We start from the raw sequence: 17,726 nt of genomic DNA on the forward strand, positions 1-17,726 counted from the left end.
TAATTCACGCTAAGGTATTTACATGAGTCTGCTCAAAGTTTGTAATTTACTGTCTAGTGGTCTTGTTATTTCTGCATGCTCCGTTAGTTCATCCAGTATGCCGCCCTCACTTACATCATCTACACCACAAGTTGAAACTCCATCTATAAGAATAAGTTGCCAAGATTTACAAAACCCCGCCTATCAACAAGCTGTACTTAAAATAATTAATCAAATTCGCCAGCAATCACGCCAATGTGGACAACAACATTTCTCTGCCACCAGACCACTGAGTTGGAGTAATAGTTTATATAAAGGTGCACTTTCTCATAGTGAAGATATGGCGACACACAACTTTCTCGGACATGTCGGCTCCACGGGACTAGATTTAAAATCACGTTTGAAACTTTATAATACACTCGGTAAAGCCAACGGTGAAAATGTAGCGAGTGGACAAAAAACTTTAGATGAAGTGATGTCTAGATGGCTATCGAGTCCCTTACATTGTAGTAACCTAATGAACCCTAAATTTACAACTTACGCAATTGCTTGTGCTTCCGATCAATCTGTAAAACAAAAGAGCTATTGGACTCAACAATTTGGTACACGTTAAAAGGAAAAAAGATGCAATCAGGTTCGATCACCCCTATTTTAAGAATTTTTGATGTTGAGTTAGCTCAATCATTTTATCTTGAGTTTTTAGGTTTTCAGCTTGATTGGCAACACCAATTTGAAGACAACTTTCCGTTATATTTACAAATTTCTAAAGATGATTGTGTTATTCATTTATCCGAGCATTTTGGTGATGCAAGTCCACATAGTGCGATCCGTATCTATTGGGAACATATCTATGAGTTGCACAGTAAACTAAGCAAAAAAGATTATAAATTTTCTAAGCCTCAAGTTGAAAAAACAGATTGGGAAACACTTGAACTCAGCATCACCGATCCTTTTTCCAACCGAATTATCTTTTGGGCAGATGCTTAATTTATATACACTTACTCAAAATCATCTAAATTAGAGCGATCATCTTCTTCAAAGCGTTGTTGCAACTGTTGATAAGTGCGTGTTTTTTTAAATTCATCCAAAAATTGAATAGTTCCTACAGGGAAAAACTCTGTTTGGATTTCACCACGATAATAAGCTTCACGCATTGGCGTTGCCGAAATAGAGTCCTTTAAACTATCAAGTTCAACCATAATCCACTCAGGAAATAGTCGCAAATAATAGGAAGACTCATCCTTAAAGTGTCCAATCAAACCAACTTTTGAGTTCGGTTCAATTACGCCATTCACTAAAGATTTGACTTGTTTTACCCATTTTTCGTCATTATAAACATCTACTACATGTACAAAACGAATGCGTTTTTGTTCTTCTAATGAGAAATTTGACAAGATCATTTGCTCACGCTCTACTGCTAAGAACGGATTTTTAATATTACGTTCCATTTGAGCAGAGCCTAATGCCAAAACGACATAGTGGCTTTGTTGTAAGGCAATTTCAATTGTCTGCATATGAGCCAAATGAAATGGTTGAAAACGCCCTATAAAAACGAGATAGTCAAATTTATACATAATTAGATTTTCACTTTTTATGAACTCACCAGTTACCCGCATTAGAAAGAATATGCGCCATAATGAGAACCTAAAAATTAACAACGTGGTTTAAAGCAAGGATAGTACGATGACACTTAGCTGTATTCAACAACCTCATCAACATTTACATGCAAATTTAGAAGGTGGCGTACTCACCTTAGCCATAAATCGTCCAGAAGCAAAAAATGCGCTGTATGGCGAACTTTATTTATGGATTGCTAAAGCACTTGATGAAGCTAACCAAGACAAAGATGTACGAGTAATCGTTCTTCGTGGCGTAGAGCAAGATTTTACCGCTGGGAATGACATGAAAGATTTTATGGGTTTTGTACAAAATCCTAATGCTGGTCCGGCAGGTCAAGTTCCTCCATTTGTACTCCTTAAATCTGCTGCTAGATTATCGAAGCCGCTTATTATTGCAGTAAAAGGTGTGGCAATTGGTATTGGTGTTACGATTTTATTACACGCAGATTTAGTTTTTGCTGACAACACTGCTCTTTTCCAAATTCCATTTGTTAGTCTTGGTCTTTCACCAGAAGGTGGTGCAAGCCAACTATTGGTTAAACAAGCGGGTTATCACAAAGCAGCTGAACTTCTATTTACAGCGAAAAAATTTAATGCAGAAACTGCCGTCCAAGCAGGTTTAGTGAATGAAGTCGTTGAAGATGCTTATGCATCTGCTCAGGCAACTGCTCAACATTTAGCAGCTTTACCACTTGCATCCTTAAAACAAACAAAAGCATTGATGAAACATGATTTAGATCAAATTATTGGATGTATTGATCATGAAGCTGAAATCTTTATGCAGCGCGTTCAATCTCCAGAAATGCTAGAAGCTGTACAAGCATTTATGCAAAAACGTAAACCAGATTTCTCACAGTTTAATTAAAATCAATTTCTATGATTTGAATAAACTCAAAGGCAGGCTCTTCATAAGGATGGCTTGCCTTTAATGCTTTTGCTACGGTCTTGGCATTTTCTTCAATTACAATTGTTTCTACACGCCATTCTTCAACTTGTTCGAGTTCACCCAGCTCTCCGATATAAGGATCTGCACCTTTGACTGGTTTAAATTGTCCTGTTCCTTTCACCTGCCATGCACAGTGTTCATAATTACCGATACCACCCGCACCAGCAGAAAAAATAGCTTGTTTTGTCGACTCAAGATGTGACTCAGGTACGTAATAAATCAGCTTTAACATAAGTAGTATGACTCGAAACTAGTAAACTAGCTTTAAATCATACCGTTAAAAAAGCTTCTAAATCAAAGTCAGCTCATCATTACCAAATAATTTACTCCAATAAAGATGATTTGAATGGCAAGTGCCAAGCCAAATAAGCGCCAGCCCTTATCTTTGGTATACATTGTTCTTATGTGATACTTATTTTTCATCATTTTGATCTCCGATTTTTATCGTTGTTACAGAGAAAGCAAAAATTGATCCAATCTTGAACAAACTATAAAGTGTTAAATAGCCGAATGTCTATAGGCTTATAATTTTCATAAAATGCTTAGTAGAGCTACACTCATTTATATGTAACTCTTACTCTGAACAAAGTTTTAAATTTCAGTGTGCTAGAGCTGCGTCTTTATAATTTTAAGTATTCGATTTCTTTAAATATCTGTTCTCATATATTGTCATCATGAATGCTAAACCACATAAAATGACGAAACCGCCAGTCATTGGTATTAATGTACCGTCATATAATTGCCCAATAATAGATGCAAGAATAAGTGACAAAACAGAGGATGCTGCACCAATAATGGCCGAAGCCATACCAGCAACATGCCCCATTGGTTCCATTGCAATTGCGTTTAAATTTCCAAATAAAGTTCCAAATAATAAAAATAAAATGCAGGCATAAAGCATAAACATCCAGAATGAAACAGCCACACCTAAAAGTTGAATTCCTAAGAAAACTAAAGAAATTAAGCACAAACCTAGAAAGCCGTAAATACAGATTGGACGCATACCAAACTTCATAACAATTTTAGAGTTTGTAAATGAAGCGACGCCCATCACACCTGCAAGCACAGCAAAATAAGCGCTAAATTCTTGCCCTGTTTTACCAAACTGCTGCATAAAAATTTGCTGAGAAGTACCTAAGTAACCAATGAATCCACCAAAGCAAAAACCTGCACATAGCAAATAGCTCATGGTGGTTTTGTTACTCATTACTTCTTTAAAACCTTCCTGAAATGCCTGTAAGCGCATAGGTAAACGATTTTCGGGAAGTAACGTCTCTTCCAAACGTAAAGCGACCCATGCCCCGACAACTGTGGCATAGACCATATATAAAACAAAGATCTCACGCCAACCAAAGAAATGGATAATGAGCTGTCCCAAACTTGGTGCAATTGCTGGGGCAACCATAAACACCATCATAATTAAAGACATGATGCGGGCCATTTGAGCTCCGCTGTATTTATCTCTAACAATTGAAATAGAAGCCACGTAAGGACCTGATACTCCAACCCCTTGAATGAAACGTCCAACTAAAAACCATTCAAAACTTTGGGTGGTAAAGCACAGTAAACTTCCTAAAAAGTAGATGATAATACCGGTAAATAAAATGCGTTTACGGCCAATTGCATCGGATAGAGGGCCAGCAATGAGTTGACCAATCGTCATACCGGAAAAAATACCAATAATGACCCACTGTGTCTGATTATTATTTTTTAAGTCAAAAACTCGTCCGATTTCGCCCAAAGCAGGTAGAACTGCATCTATTGAAAAAGAAACAATAGACATGAGCAATGCCATTAGTAATGCAAATTCATGGAAATGGATTTTTGATTTCATTTTTCTTCTCTGCTATTTATTAATATCGTACTACATACAAATAAGCCACCTTACGGTGGCTTATTTCAATCTTTATATTAACCAATAAACTTACGTGCGTTACGGAACATACGTAACCATGCACCATCTTCAGTCCACTCTTCTGGACTCCAAGAGTGTTGAATTGCACGGAATGTACGCTCTGGGTGCGGCATCATGATCGTTGCACGACCATCTTTAGATGTTACACCAGTAATCGCTTCCGGCGAACCATTCGGGTTCAATGGATAATGTTGAGTTGGGTTACCATGGCTATCAACATAACGCAATGCAACTTGGTTAGCTGCATTTAAGCTTGCAATATCAGCTTCACTTGCAACTGCACGACCCTCACCATGTGCCACAGCAATCGGTAAGATTGAACCTTCCATACCATCAAGTAATACAGAAACTGATTTTTCAACACGAACGTTTACGCTACGAGCTTCAAAAACTTCTGACATATTGCGGTGGAAGCGTGGCCAGTGTTCAGCACCTGGAATAAGCGGCGCCAATTGTGACAACATTTGGCAACCATTACAGATACCTAAGCTGAACGTACCTTCACGGTGGAAGAATTGCTCAAACTGATCACGCAATTTCGCATTGAATAAAACTGATTTTGCCCAGCCACCGCCAGCACCCATTACGTCACCGTAAGAGAAACCACCACAAGTCACTAAACCTTCAAAATCACTTAGGCTAACGCGACCAGCAAGTAAATCACTCATGTGCACGTCAACGGTATTGAAACCAACCTTATCAAAGGCTGCTGCCATCTCAATATGACCATTTACACCTTGCTCACGCAAGATCGCCATATTAGGACGACGTGTGTTAATAAACGGTGCTTCAATAGGTTCATTCAAGTCAAATGTTGGTTTAGCAATTAAGCCTTGATGTGATTTATCTGCAATTAAAGCAAATTCTTGGTCAGCAGTTTCTACGTTATCACGTAAACGTTGGATCTGATGAGATACTTCAGACCAAGCCTGTTGTAACTCTGCGCGCTCTAAAGTCAAACCGTTTACAGATAATTGATCTGTGTTGTTTACACGACCAACTACAGCAATTGCATCTTTTAAGCTAGAAGCAGCAACTTCTGCTTGTAAAGCTTCCCAATCAGCTGCTTTGATTTGAACAACTGCACCAATTTCTTCAGCAAACAAACTTGCTGGAGTTTGGTCTTCTAATGCAACACCTAAACGTGCAGCAAACATCATTTCAGCAACAGTTGCGAGTAAACCACCGTCACCAATGTCATGGTAAGCTTGAATCAAACCACGGTTGTTCCAATCTTGAATTAATGCGAAGAACGCTTTGAAATCATCAAAACTATCAACATCTGGAGTGATTGAACCAATTGCTTTATATACTTGAGCAAGAATCGAACCACCTAAACGGAACTGGCCTTTAGATAAATCAATACGTACAAGTACTGAATCTTCTAAATTCTTAAGTTCAGGTGTTAAAGTTTTACGAACATCTGTTACTGGAGCAAATGCAGTAATTACACCAGTCATTGGAGATGTCACAGCTTTATCTTTGCCGTTGTCGTTCCAAGTGGTACGCATTGAAAGCGAGTCTTTACCTACAGGAATCGCAATTCCTAAAGCAGGACACATTTCCATACCAATCGCTTTCACACCTTCAAACAACGCCTGGTCTTCACCTTTTTGACCAGCAGCAGCCATCCAGTTTGCAGAAAGTTTGATATCACTAATTTGTTCAATATTTGCACATGCAATATTAGTAATTGCTTCAGCAACTGCCAAACGAGCAGACGCTGCTGGATTTAACAATGCAACTGGTGGACGTTCACCCATCGCCATTGCTTCACCAGTGAAGCCTTGTAAGCTTGTCGTCGTTACTGCTGCATCTGCAACAGGAATCTGCCAACGACCAACCATTTGATCACGCGCAACCATACCTGTAATTGAGCGGTCACCAATGGTGATCAAGAATGATTTAGAAGCAACTGTAGGATTTTTCAATACACGGAAAATCGCATCTTTCAAATCAACTTTTGAAGCGTCAAACTCGTTACCTTTACGCTCAATTGTTTCATAAGAACGTTGCATACGCGGTGTACCACCAAGCATTACTTGCATTGGGATATCAACTGCATTGTTTTGGAACAATGGATCTTCAACAGTTAAGTGACGAGCTTCTGTCGCTTCACCTAACACAGCAAATGGACAACGTTCACGTGCACAGATTGCTTCGAACTGTTCTAATGATTCTGGACGAATTGCAAGAACATAACGCTCTTGTGCTTCATTTGACCAGATTTCCATTGGGCTCATGCCCGGCTCTAATGAAGGAATTTTACGAAGATTAAGAACTGCACCTAACTCATGGTCATTCACAAGTTCAGGCATAGCATTTGATAGACCACCTGCACCAACGTCATGTACAGAAACGATTGGGTTGAAGTCTTCTAAGCGCCAGCAAGTATCAATTACTTCTTGACAACGGCGTTCCATTTCTGGGTTTTCACGTTGTACAGATGCGAAATCAAGACTTTCACCCATTGTACCGCTATCTACAGAAGATGCTGCACCACCACCAAGACCGATTAACATTGCTGGGCCACCCAATACAATGAGCAAGTCACCAGGTTGAATCGCATCTTTTTCTACATGGTCAGGACGAATGTTACCGTAACCACCAGCAATCATGATTGGCTTATGGAAGCCCTTCACTTCACCATTTACATTTTGTTCGAAAGTACGGAAATAACCATTTAATGCAGGACGACCGAATTCGTTGTTGAATGCCGCGCCACCTAATGGACCTTCAATCATGATTTGTAATGGCGATGCCATACGTGAAGGTTTACCGTAGTTTTCTTCCCAAGGTTGTTCAAAACCAGGAATATTTAAGTTAGAAACTGTAAAGCCTGTTAAACCAGCTTTTGGTTTACCACCACGACCAGTTGCACCTTCATCACGGATTTCACCGCCTGAACCAGTTGCAGCACCAGCAAATGGAGAAATTGCTGTTGGGTGGTTATGAGTTTCAACCTTCATTAAAATATGAGCTGCTTGGCTCTTATATTTATAAACAAAGTGACCATTTTCATCCGCTTTTGGATAAAAACGCATCGTGTCATAACCAACAATTACAGAAGCGTTATCTTTATATGCCGATAAAACGTCAGTTGGTGATTCTTTATAAGTGTTTTTAATCATTTGGAACAATGATAATGGTTGTTTTTCACCATCAATTGTCCACTCAGAACCAAAGATTTTATGACGACAGTGTTCAGAATTCGCCTGCGCAAACATCATTAACTCGATGTCATTTGGATTACGACCAAGCTTACCGAATGCTTCTGTTAAATAATCAATCTCTTGATCAGATAACGCAAAACCGAACTCATTGTTCGCTTTAACCAAAGCTTCTTTACCTTGACCCAAGATATCAATTGAATTTAATGGTTTTGGAGCAGTTTCTGAAAATAATGCTTTTGCATCTTCAATTTGAGCAAAAACTGTTTCTGTCATACGGTCATGAAGTACTTGTTTAACTTCATTAGTAATTTCAGTAACACCTTTTAACGTGAATAAAAGACCACGTTCTAGACGGTGTACTGGTGTATTACAGTTTTTAAAAATATCAGTTGCTTTAGAAGACCAAGGTGAAATAGTACCCACACGTGGTGTAACTAAAATCTGAATCTCATCACTTGCAGATTGACGAAGTTCAAAAGACTCACCGTCATTTAATAATTGCAAAGCAGATTGATGTTGCTGCTCGTTGAGCGCTTGATCAAACAAATAGACCCATTGGCTGTCAAAAGATTGAACAGAACTAATTGACGATAAACGTGTTAATAGTTGAGCTTTCTTAAAAGAAGAATGTGCTGCTGCACCGGCCACGATAAACATGTTGATTTTGGCTCCACGGGCAGGTCTTGTGAACCTTACCGCAATGTGACTTTAGAGAGAGCGCATATTCTACTGCTTCTTGGTAAAATCAGCTAGATGTAGAATCAGTATTCTGTAACCTAATTCTGCAAGAAGTGATTTGTTTTTTGTTCAAAATCATTTTTTTAGTCATTCTTACTAAAAATAAATTGTTGCATGTTTATTCAATAACATAATAAAACCCGAACTAAGACAAACTATGTCGCACCAAGCTAGTGCTTTTAAGTTTTTTTTGGCATGATCAGGTTTTATAGTTTTGAATAATGATAAATGGAACAAATGCGTTGGTTAGAACTGCTTTCTGCAGTTCGTTTAGGTAGCAAAAAAAGTAGTACAGAACTGGCTCGTAGCCCATTCCATAAAGATTATGACCGCATTATATTTTCTCAAAGTTTTCGTCAGTTAAACCGTAAGACGCAAGTTCACCCTCTAGCACAACATGATGGTATTCACACTCGCTTAACTCACTCCCTTGAAGTTTCCTGCATTGGCCGCTCAATGGGTATGCTTGCCGCAGAAAAAATTAAAAACGAATTACCCGTCTGGATTTCTCCTGCCGATGTCGGGGCAATTATCCAAGCAGCTTGTCTGGCCCACGATATTGGTAATCCCCCTTTCGGGCATGCGGGTGAATATGCAATTCGCGAATGGTTCGATGATGCCTCACATGATGATTTTTTGAAAAAGCTAAGTCCCGAAGAAGAAGCTGACGTTCGTCAGTTTGAAGGTAATGCTCAAGGATTACGTCTATTAAGTCGCATTGACTATCATCCAAATGATGGCGGTATGCGCTTAACTTATGCAACTTTAGGTGCTTATCTAAAATATCCATGGCTTTCAAAAACAATTGCTTCGCAGGGCGACCGCCCTTCCCATCAAAGAGCAAAGTTTGGTTGTTATCAGTCTGAAAAAGAAATTTTAAAACAGATTGCGGAACAGCTCGGGCTGATTCAACTCGGGGAATATCATTATTGTCGTCACCCACTCACCTACCTGCTAGAAGCTGCTGATGACATTTGCTATGCATTAATTGATTTAGAAGATGGCATTGTCTTGAATATGCTGAGTTACCAAGAAGTTGAACCAATATTCCTAAATCTTATTGCCGACTATGGTCAACCTGAAGAGTTGTCTCATCCAAATAGTACATGGCAACAAAAGATCTCGGCATTACGTGGCCGAGTCATGAAACGTCTTGTTGATGAAGTTACTACGGCTTTTGCCAAAAATCACTATGAAATCATTACAGGTCAGCTTAAAGGCAATCTCTTGCAATATTGTTCGCCAGATATTGCAATTGGTATCGAAACTGCCAAGAATCTGGCACGCGATAAAATTTTTGAGCACCCACAAAAGTCTGGTTTAGAAATTATTGCGCATCAAAGTTTGCAAACGATTTTGGATGCATTTGTTCCACTTACAACACCACATAAATCTTTAAGCTTTAAAGAACAACGTTTAATGTCTATCCTTAATCTATATGGTGCTAGCTTTAGCAATAATCACTACAGCAATATCATGCAAGTACTTGATATTATTAGTAAGTTCTCAGATCATCAGGCTTATAGCTTGGCGCAAGAGTTGCAAGGTAATAAAATTGGCTTGTTTTAAATTGGCTTCATATAGAAAGAAATAAAACCAGTGTCGTTTTCAATTAATGTTAAAACGACCAGATTTACAGTTATGAATAAGTGAAACTAATCTATGATCGGATGTTTAATTGGCGAAGTGTTTGCCCTAGAAGCCCCTACTGTCTTACTGAATGTAAATGGTGTGGGTTATGAAATTGATACGCCACTTTCAACATTTTGCCAATTACAAAAAGGCCAGAAAGTTACGTTATGGACGCATTTAGTTGTTCGTGAAGATGCTCAACAACTCTACGGTTTTAGCGATGCTCAAGAGAAAACAATTTTCCGCACCTTATTAAAAGTAAATGGTGTCGGCCCGAAAATGGCATTGGGTATTTTATCGACACTAAGCGTTGAGTTATTGGTTCACACCATTGAACATGATGATATAAATACGCTGGTCAAAGTTCCAGGGGTTGGCAAAAAAACAGCTGAACGTTTAATGATTGAACTCCGTGACCGTTTCAAAACATTGGCTCAAGGCACTTCAACTGTGGCGACCATGCCTCAAATTCAATTTGCTGCAAACTCTCCTGTCGCAGAAGCAGAAGCTGCGTTGCAATCTTTAGGTTATAAGCCACTTGAAGCACAAAAAGCTGTTGCAGCGGTTAAAGCCGATTACACAGAATCAGCCGATATTATTCGCGCTGCTCTCAAATCCATGATGAAGTAAAACACTTATGCAAGACCGTCTAATCAGTGGAACAGAAAAACCTGAAGATCATTTTGATCGGGCTATTCGACCAACTTCTCTTGCCGACTATATTGGGCAACCAGTCGTACGCGAGCAAATGGAAATTTTCATTGGCGCTGCTCGTGGTCGTGGTGAAGCTCTCGACCACACACTGATTTTTGGTCCGCCCGGCTTAGGTAAAACCACACTAGCTAATATTATTGCACGGGAAATGGGTGGCAACCTCAAATCGACTTCGGGGCCTGTCTTGGAACGTGCAGGTGATTTAGCAGCAATGCTGACTAACCTTGAAGAAGGCGATGTTTTATTTATTGATGAAATTCATCGTCTTTCACCGGTGATTGAAGAAATTCTGTATCCAGCGATGGAAGATTACCAACTCGACATCATGATTGGTGAAGGCCCTGCTGCTCGTTCAATTAAACTCGATTTACCCCCTTTTACACTCGTCGCTGCGACCACACGTGCGGGCTTACTGACCTCACCATTACGTGACCGCTTCGGTATTGTGCAACGTCTTGAGTTTTACTCTGTAGAAGACTTGACTCACATTGTGTCACGCTCTGCAAACTTAATGGATGTACCCATTACAGTTGAAGGCGCAGAAGAAGTAGCACGCCGATCACGCGGAACACCTCGTATCGCCAACCGTTTATTACGACGTGTTCGTGACTATGCCCAAGTGAAAGGCACAGGCGAAGTGACCCATGAAATGGCACAGCGTGCGCTTGATATGCTCAATGTTGATAAAGCTGGCCTAGATACCCTAGACCGACGTTATTTGAGCATGCTACTCGAGCGTTTTGATGGTGGCCCTGCTGGAGTTGAAGCGCTTGCAGCAGCGATGGCTGAAGACAGCGGTACGCTTGAAGACGTGATTGAACCTTATTTAATTCAACAAGGTTATGTCATGCGTACTGCACGAGGTCGGATTGCAACCAACCAATCTTATTTACAGTTTGGAATGACACCGCCTGAGCCTAAAAACTAATCAAAGGAAGAGAATTTTCTCTTCCTTTTTTAATTTAATCTCTCTATCCAATTAAAATAATAATTGTCTTATCAATAAATTAGCCACTCTATACCTTTTAAGTCTTTCTTTATACCTTATTGATTTTTTAATATTTCTAAAAACTACATTATAAGAAATCTAGATAGCAAATCTTATGAACAATAATATTTTTAGGATAAGGACATGTACAAAAAAGCCGCTTTGATTTTTCCACTCGCTCTAATAAGCCAGCTGAGCCTAGCAGATTGGGTAAAAGATGCTGCACAACAAAATGAAAATCAGGTTATTCAATTAAGACAACATATTCACGAGCATCCTGAACTCGGCAACATGGAATTTAAAACATCAGCACTGGTTCAAAAAGAATTGAAGTCTTATGGCATTCAAGTCAAAACAGGTTATGCAAAAACAGGGGTTATTGGCATTTTAAAAGGTAATAAACCCGGTCCTATTATCGCGCTTAGAGCAGATATGGATGCGCTACCTATGGAAGAAAAAAGCGGAGTTCCCTTTTCTAGTAAACAAAAAGCAATTTATCAAGGTAAAGAAAGTTATGTGATGCATGCCTGTGGACATGATGCACACACAGCAATGCTATTAGGTGCAGCAAAAATACTAGCTGCCAATAAAGATAAAATATCGGGTACCGTTGTCTTTGTTTTTCAACCCGCTGAAGAAGGTGGAGCAGATATAGACAACTTTAAGCAGGGTGATCAAATCGGCTCAAGAAAAATGATCACAGACGGTGCATTTAAAGATTATAAACCCGAAGCTATTTTTGGAATACATGTCATATCTGGTATGCAAAGTGGGCACCTTTATTATAAAGATGGTGCCATTTTAAATAGCGCAGATCATTTGCGTATTCAGGTTAACGGTAAGCAGGTTCACGGCTCGACCCCATGGTTAGGTAGAGATCCAATTTATGCATCTGCACAAATGATTAATAATTTACAGAGTCTTATTAGCCGAAGAACCGACCTCACCCAAGGCATGGGCGTAGTCACTATCGGTAATATTCAAGGTGGTACGGCAGGAAATGTAATTCCGGAACAAGTCAATATGATTGGGACTATTCGCTCTAACAACGAACAGATACGAGCAAATATCTTAAAAAGTTTACCAACCCTGATAGAGCATAACGCTCAAGCTAATGACGTCACCGCCAAAGTTGAAATTGCTCCTTACGCTCCAGTGACCATGAATGATAAAGCGCTTACTCAGTTTATTCAGCCAACCCTAGCCAAAGTTGTTGGCGATTCAAAACTCCATGTTTTAGATCATAATGCAAGCGCAAGTGAAGATTTTGCCTATTATGGCAAGTTAATGCCGTCATTCTTTGTTTTCTTGGGTGCAACACCAGAAAATCAGGACTTAACTCAGGCGGCACCAAATCATAGTCCTTATTTTATTGTAGATAACAAGGCCTTAAAAACTGGGACCGAGCTACATGTAAGATTCGTATTAGATTATCCGAATATATCAAAACAAGTTCAAACTTCATGGAAGCCCTCTTAACTTAAAAAGCTTGCTAGCCATAAGATATAGCGTTTTTAGATTAGAAATACAGCAACCGCAATTGAAAGGTTGTGCCATAGGACTTAGTATGCAATCTGCTAAACTGCCCCGTATTTAAAAGCAGATGTATGGCTTTTGAGTAGAGCTAATGTTTTATTCAAAGCCATATTTTAAATATAAAGCTCTATAGTGAACTAAAACGGAATACTCTCATGGCGAATCATTTTGAATTCAACATTCGTGTTTATATTGAAGATACGGACGCAGGTGGTATTGTTTACCATGCCAACCATATTCGCTATATGGAACGTACCCGTACTGAATGGCTCCGTGCTTCTGGCGTTGATCATTACTGGCATCAAAAAGACTACAACTTTGTCGTACACAAAATTGACGTAAAATACATGCGTCCTATTTTAATGGATGATTTAATTACTGTTACAGCACGTGTAGTTTCATGTAAAGCTGCGTCATTTGTGTTGCAACAAAATATTTATCGTGGTGAAATCTTGCTTGCTTCTGGCGAGGTTGAGTTGGCATGTTTAAGTAAAGAACTTGTAGCTCGTCGTCTTCCAGAAGAAATACGTGATCTTATTCGTAAAGAATTGGAACAAGACTAAAAAAACAACCGGCATATGTAACCTATGGCAACAAACATTGAATCAACCCTGCATATTTCTGACCTTATTTTACAAGCAAGTCCAGTCGTTCAGTTGGTCATGCTAATTTTATTGTTAGCATCGATCTTTAGTTGGTATCTGATTGCCAAGTTACATATGAGTTATAAAAAAGCACATCAAGACGATGAACATTTCCAAAAAATGTTCTGGTCTGGTGCTGAACTCAATACGCTTTATAACAATGCCCAACTCAACTCAAAGCGCTCTGGGCTTGAAGATATTTTTTATCAAGGGTTGAGCGAATTTTTTAAACTCAAAAAGCGTCAGGCTCCTGTTTCACAAACAATTGAAGGCACTGAACGGATTTTGCGCGTAGGTTTGAGTCGTGATCAGAGCCATTTAGAATATGGTTTAGGGACTTTAGCAAGTATCGGTTCTGTAGCACCGTACATCGGTCTATTCGGTACTGTTTGGGGTATTATGAATGCCTTTATCGGTTTGGCTGCGGTCGATCAGGTAACTCTAGCAACTGTTGCACCAGGTATTGCCGAAGCACTTATTGCAACTGCAATTGGTTTGTTTGCCGCAATTCCTGCTGTATTAGCTTTTAACCATTTCACTGCTAAAAGTGAAAGTGTTTATTCTGATCGCGCTTTATTTGCTGAAGAGATGATTGCTTTATTGCAACGTCAATCTGTGGGTTCATCACAGGAAGATGCATAATGGCAATTCAGCGTTCAGGGCGCTTTGAGCGCATAAAAAAACCATTAAAAAGTGATATGAACGTCGTACCTTATATTGACGTTATGCTCGTGCTTTTGGTTATTTTTATGGTAACTGCCCCTATGATTACCAGTGGTATCAAGGTCGATTTACCTCAAGCAAATAACCATCCAATCGAATCAAAAGATATGCCAGCCATGGTAACAATTGGCAAAGATGGCAATATTTATCTTCAGTATGAAGATTACAAAGATAATGAACCATTATCTCGTGAAAAGCTTGAAGAAGTTTTAAGCGATGCTCAAAAACAAGCTGAACAAGAAAACAAACAACTCACAGTTTTAGTCAATGGTGATAAGTCTCGTCCTTATGGAGAAGTCGTATCATTGATGGCGAGTTTACAAGAAGCAGGTTTAACTCAAGTTGGCCTTCTGACAGAGCCTTTAAAATAAGCTATGAACAAAAATCAAAAGCCGCCCTTTAAACAAAATGCGATTGCATTGAGCTTTACACTCGGAGTTCATGCAATTGCCATTGTTGGCTTGCTTTTTTTAGGCTTGAGTAAACCACCTGAACAGCCAAAAAAGCTAACAACTATTTTAGTTAAGCCAGAAGATTTGCCTCCTCCTTTAGCAAAAGAAGTTGAACAAGAGACTACAGCTACCAATGAAGCAAAAGAGGTATTAGCCCCTATTGTGGATGAAACGCTTCCTCAAAATCTTCCGACTATGCCTCCTCCTCCAACAGCTCAACAACTTGCTGCTCAACAGCAAAAGACCGAACAGGCACAACAAGCTAAGCTAGCTGAGCAAAAACGTAAAGCTGAAGAAGCTGCAAAAATGAAACAAGCAGCGGAACAACAACGTAAAGAGGAAATACAAAAACAGCAGGCTGAAGCTAAAGCAAAATCAGAAGCCGAACAAAAGCGTAAGGCTGAACAAACGGCAAAAGCTCAAGCAGATGCCAAAGCTAAACAAGAGCAAAGTGAAGCTCGTAAAGCTGCTGAAGACGCTAAACGTAAAGCTGAGGCTGATGCAAAATTAAAACGTGAAGCTCAAAAGGCCGAAAACGCTAAGCTTCAAGCACAACAAGAAGCTAAGCGAAAAGCTGAGGCCGATGCGAAAGCCAAGCAGCAAAAAGCTGCCGATGACGCTAAACGAAAAGCTGAAGCTGCTGCTAAAGCTAAACAGCAAAAAGCTAATGACGATGCTAAACGTAAAGCTGAAGCAGATGCTAAAGCTAAGCAACAAAAAGCCAATGACGAGGCTAAACGTAAAGCTGATGCCGATGCAAAAGCTAAACAGCAAAAAGCTGATGATGCTAAACGCAAAGCTGAGGCCGATGCGAAAGCCAAACAGCAAAAGGCTGCTGACGATGCTAAACGCAAAGCTGAGGCTGATGCTAAAGCCAAGCAAAAAGCTGCTGACGATGCTAAGCGTAAAGCTGAAGCAGAGGCCGAAGCCAAAGCTGCATCTGCTCAAAAAGCACAAGAAGAAGCAGCTCAAAAGAAAGCTGAAGCTAAAAAAGTTGCTTCTTCAGCTAGACGCGATTTTGAACAAAAAATTCGACGCTCTTGGGACGTTCCAACTGGCAGTAGTGGTAAAACAGTTGGTGTTCGCTTCACTCTCTCCGATTCGGGAAGCGTTAACTCTATTGTGATCACGCGTTCAAGTGGTGATGATGCCTTAGACGCAAGTATTAAAGCTGCAATTCAAGCCGCAGCGCCCTATCCTATGCCATCAGATCCAGATGCAAGACGTGAAGCAAGAAGTGTTAGCTCTACATTTAGAGCGCAATAATTTTGAAAGAGTTACATGCTTTAAATAGTTTAAGGCATGTAACTATGCTACAAAATCAACAGTCACAAAAATACCTGCTATGACTTTAAACTTATGAATACGAGCCGCAAACACCTGCTATCTTTAGCACTGATCACTGCCTTAAGTCCTATTGCTTCTACTACTGCTTTTGCCCAGTTATATCTGGAAATTGCCAAAGCACCAGATCAGGCACCCAAAATTGCTATTGTCCCGTTTACCAACGACAATGGGCTCTATCCTATTGTTGAAACAGACTTAAACCGTTCTGGACGCTTTACAAGCTCATCTAAAAACTTACCTGCCAATGCTGCAATTAATCAGATTCAAGCTTCTGACTGGCAAGCCGCAGGTATTCCATATGTAGTTACGGGTCAAATTAAACAAACGGCTACAGGTTTTGAAGTTCACTACCAACTTTATGATGTACAAAAGCAACAATACATTTTAAATGAACTTTTAAATGTACCAGCTGCACGCATACGTCAGGCTGGCCATATGGTAAGTGATGCTATTTATCAAGCGCTTACTGGCATTCCAGGTGACTTTAGCGGCCGTATTGCATATGTGCTAAGAAATCCTGCAACACCAGCCGAGCGTTATACACTACAAATTGCAGATACGGATGGTGAACAACCAAAGACTGTTTTATCGTCTCGTGATCCAATTCTTTCTCCGGCATGGACACCAGATGCTAAAAAAATTGCTTATGTTTCTTTTGAAACTAAACGTCCAGCAATTTATTTACAGGATTTATCAACTGGAACACGTGAAGTTCTTACTAGTTTCAGAGGCTTAAACGGCGCACCAAGTTTCTCACCAGATGGCCAATCAATGCTGTTTACAGCTTCTATGAATGGCAACCCTGAAATCTATCAAATGGATTTATCAACTCGCCAAGTCAAACGCATGACAAATGACTCGGCAATTGATACCGAAGCACGTTACACACCAGATGGAAAATCCTTTATTTTCACTTCTGACCGTGGTGGCTCTGCCCAAATTTATCGTTATACCTTTGCTGATGGCTCAGTAAAGCGTTTAACATTTAAAGGGTCATTTAATGCACGTGGAACTCTGAGTGCAGATGGCAAAAAGATTGCACTTGTTCATCGCCCAAGTGGCAGCAGTTATAAAGTTGCAATTCAAGACATTAATACTGGCATCACCAATATTCTTACCCCAACTAGTTTAGATGAATCACCAAGTTTCTCACCAAATGGGCAAATGGTGGTCTACGCAACTCGTGAAGGCAACCGTGGCTTGTTGTCTATTATGTCTACTGATGGACGTTTCCGTATGAATTTACCAAGCGAACAAGGTGAAGTACGTGAACCAGCCTGGGCACCAAAATAACTTTTAATTCCATTGACGGAGATGATC

The 17,726-nt window shown here is 39.8% G+C and carries 17 protein-coding genes; 12 read left to right on the top strand and 5 right to left on the bottom strand.

Translation table 11 applies throughout. The features are described 5' to 3' along the window. The first annotated feature begins 22 nt into the window (after positions 1–22). The gene (locus RMA94_RS18980; protein ID WP_311083997.1) at positions 23–592 is read left to right on the top strand and encodes a CAP domain-containing protein; all 570 of its coding nucleotides are present in this window, start codon (positions 23–25) and stop codon (positions 590–592) included. A gap of 11 nt (positions 593–603) precedes the next feature. Continuing rightward, positions 604–966, top strand: a complete 363-nt coding sequence (locus RMA94_RS18985) for a glyoxalase superfamily protein (protein WP_311083998.1) — start codon at positions 604–606, stop codon at positions 964–966. 11 nt (positions 967–977) lie between these two features. Here the strand turns inward: RMA94_RS18985 and RMA94_RS18990 are convergent, their stop codons facing one another. Next, complete coding sequence (locus tag RMA94_RS18990; RefSeq protein WP_002119001.1) at positions 978–1,553, bottom strand: nicotinate-nicotinamide nucleotide adenylyltransferase; 576 nt, start codon at positions 1,551–1,553, stop codon at positions 978–980. Between the two features lie 109 nt (positions 1,554–1,662). On the opposite strand from RMA94_RS18990, the gene RMA94_RS18995 reads away from it, so the two are divergent. After that, positions 1,663–2,463, top strand: coding sequence for an enoyl-CoA hydratase (locus tag RMA94_RS18995; RefSeq protein WP_240281510.1), 801 nt, complete (start codon positions 1,663–1,665; stop codon positions 2,461–2,463). Here the strand turns inward: RMA94_RS18995 and RMA94_RS19000 are convergent. The 4 genes from RMA94_RS19000 to purL form a co-directional block, all read right to left on the bottom strand. Next, on the bottom strand, positions 2,456–2,776 hold the full coding sequence (locus RMA94_RS19000) for an NGG1p interacting factor NIF3 (RefSeq protein WP_086265458.1): 321 nt from the start codon (positions 2,774–2,776) through the stop codon (positions 2,456–2,458). The genes RMA94_RS18995 and RMA94_RS19000 overlap by 8 nt on opposite strands. A gap of 68 nt (positions 2,777–2,844) precedes the next feature. Further along, on the bottom strand, positions 2,845–2,970 hold the full coding sequence (locus RMA94_RS19005; protein ID WP_311083999.1) for a KGW motif small protein: 126 nt from the start codon (positions 2,968–2,970) through the stop codon (positions 2,845–2,847). Positions 2,971–3,172: 202 nt separating this feature from the next. Next, entirely contained in the window at positions 3,173–4,378 is a 1,206-nt protein-coding gene (locus RMA94_RS19010; RefSeq protein ID WP_311084000.1) for a multidrug effflux MFS transporter, read from the bottom strand. A 77-nt stretch (positions 4,379–4,455) separates the two neighbouring features. Further along, complete coding sequence (gene purL, locus RMA94_RS19015; protein ID WP_311084001.1) at positions 4,456–8,289, bottom strand: phosphoribosylformylglycinamidine synthase; 3,834 nt, start codon at positions 8,287–8,289, stop codon at positions 4,456–4,458. Positions 8,290–8,598: 309 nt separating this feature from the next. Here purL and RMA94_RS19020 point away from each other — a divergent pair, with 309 nt between their 5' ends. The 9 genes from RMA94_RS19020 to tolB all read left to right on the top strand — a co-directional run bounded on the left by RMA94_RS19020 (position 8,599) and on the right by tolB (position 17,699). Further along, entirely contained in the window at positions 8,599–9,939 is a 1,341-nt protein-coding gene (locus tag RMA94_RS19020) for a deoxyguanosinetriphosphate triphosphohydrolase (RefSeq protein ID WP_060464857.1), read from the top strand. Positions 9,940–10,032: 93 nt separating this feature from the next. Further along, entirely contained in the window at positions 10,033–10,632 is a 600-nt protein-coding gene (gene ruvA, locus RMA94_RS19025; protein ID WP_002118762.1) for a Holliday junction branch migration protein RuvA, read from the top strand. Positions 10,633–10,639: 7 nt separating this feature from the next. Then, on the top strand, positions 10,640–11,644 hold the full coding sequence (gene ruvB / locus RMA94_RS19030; protein WP_002052424.1) for a Holliday junction branch migration DNA helicase RuvB: 1,005 nt from the start codon (positions 10,640–10,642) through the stop codon (positions 11,642–11,644). Between the two features lie 204 nt (positions 11,645–11,848). Beyond that, positions 11,849–13,183 carry a M20 family metallopeptidase gene (locus tag RMA94_RS19035; RefSeq protein WP_199113127.1) on the top strand — a complete coding sequence of 445 codons (1,335 nt, stop codon included), beginning with the start codon at positions 11,849–11,851 and terminating at the stop codon, positions 13,181–13,183. A 212-nt stretch (positions 13,184–13,395) separates the two neighbouring features. Then, positions 13,396–13,803, top strand: a complete 408-nt coding sequence (gene ybgC / locus RMA94_RS19040; protein WP_004699892.1) for a tol-pal system-associated acyl-CoA thioesterase — start codon at positions 13,396–13,398, stop codon at positions 13,801–13,803. Positions 13,804–13,827: 24 nt separating this feature from the next. Next, entirely contained in the window at positions 13,828–14,526 is a 699-nt protein-coding gene (gene tolQ / locus RMA94_RS19045; RefSeq protein ID WP_016140259.1) for a protein TolQ, read from the top strand. Beyond that, positions 14,526–14,978 (top strand): protein TolR, encoded by a 453-nt coding sequence (gene tolR / locus RMA94_RS19050; RefSeq protein ID WP_005067772.1) that lies wholly within the window; start codon positions 14,526–14,528, stop codon positions 14,976–14,978. Before tolQ ends, tolR begins: the two co-directional genes overlap by 1 nt. A gap of 3 nt (positions 14,979–14,981) precedes the next feature. Further along, positions 14,982–16,325, top strand: coding sequence for a cell envelope integrity protein TolA (gene tolA / locus RMA94_RS19055; RefSeq protein ID WP_311084002.1), 1,344 nt, complete (start codon positions 14,982–14,984; stop codon positions 16,323–16,325). A gap of 93 nt (positions 16,326–16,418) precedes the next feature. After that, positions 16,419–17,699, top strand: a complete 1,281-nt coding sequence (gene tolB, locus RMA94_RS19060) for a Tol-Pal system beta propeller repeat protein TolB (RefSeq protein WP_002118491.1) — start codon at positions 16,419–16,421, stop codon at positions 17,697–17,699. Positions 17,700–17,726 lie beyond the last annotated feature (27 nt).

The sequence above is a fragment of the Acinetobacter sp. V115_6 genome (assembly GCF_031799025.1).
GTDB classification, from domain to species: domain Bacteria; phylum Pseudomonadota; class Gammaproteobacteria; order Pseudomonadales; family Moraxellaceae; genus Acinetobacter; species Acinetobacter pittii.

Coding starts and splice junctions, on each gene's coding strand:
- ruvA (WP_002118762.1), top strand. CDS start 10,033: ATGATCGGATGTTTAATTGGCGAAGTGTTTGCCCTAGAAGCCCCTACT.
- ruvB (WP_002052424.1), top strand. CDS start 10,640: ATGCAAGACCGTCTAATCAGTGGAACAGAAAAACCTGAAGATCATTTT.
- RMA94_RS19000 (WP_086265458.1), bottom strand. CDS start 2,776: ATGTTAAAGCTGATTTATTACGTACCTGAGTCACATCTTGAGTCGACA.
- RMA94_RS18980 (WP_311083997.1), top strand. CDS start 23: ATGAGTCTGCTCAAAGTTTGTAATTTACTGTCTAGTGGTCTTGTTATT.
- tolQ (WP_016140259.1), top strand. CDS start 13,828: ATGGCAACAAACATTGAATCAACCCTGCATATTTCTGACCTTATTTTA.
- RMA94_RS19020 (WP_060464857.1), top strand. CDS start 8,599: ATGGAACAAATGCGTTGGTTAGAACTGCTTTCTGCAGTTCGTTTAGGT.
- RMA94_RS19005 (WP_311083999.1), bottom strand. CDS start 2,970: ATGATGAAAAATAAGTATCACATAAGAACAATGTATACCAAAGATAAG.
- ybgC (WP_004699892.1), top strand. CDS start 13,396: ATGGCGAATCATTTTGAATTCAACATTCGTGTTTATATTGAAGATACG.
- purL (WP_311084001.1), bottom strand. CDS start 8,289: ATGTTTATCGTGGCCGGTGCAGCAGCACATTCTTCTTTTAAGAAAGCT.
- RMA94_RS18985 (WP_311083998.1), top strand. CDS start 604: ATGCAATCAGGTTCGATCACCCCTATTTTAAGAATTTTTGATGTTGAG.
- RMA94_RS18995 (WP_240281510.1), top strand. CDS start 1,663: ATGACACTTAGCTGTATTCAACAACCTCATCAACATTTACATGCAAAT.
- tolR (WP_005067772.1), top strand. CDS start 14,526: ATGGCAATTCAGCGTTCAGGGCGCTTTGAGCGCATAAAAAAACCATTA.
- RMA94_RS19010 (WP_311084000.1), bottom strand. CDS start 4,378: ATGAAATCAAAAATCCATTTCCATGAATTTGCATTACTAATGGCATTG.
- tolA (WP_311084002.1), top strand. CDS start 14,982: ATGAACAAAAATCAAAAGCCGCCCTTTAAACAAAATGCGATTGCATTG.
- RMA94_RS18990 (WP_002119001.1), bottom strand. CDS start 1,553: ATGTATAAATTTGACTATCTCGTTTTTATAGGGCGTTTTCAACCATTT.
- tolB (WP_002118491.1), top strand. CDS start 16,419: ATGAATACGAGCCGCAAACACCTGCTATCTTTAGCACTGATCACTGCC.
- RMA94_RS19035 (WP_199113127.1), top strand. CDS start 11,849: ATGTACAAAAAAGCCGCTTTGATTTTTCCACTCGCTCTAATAAGCCAG.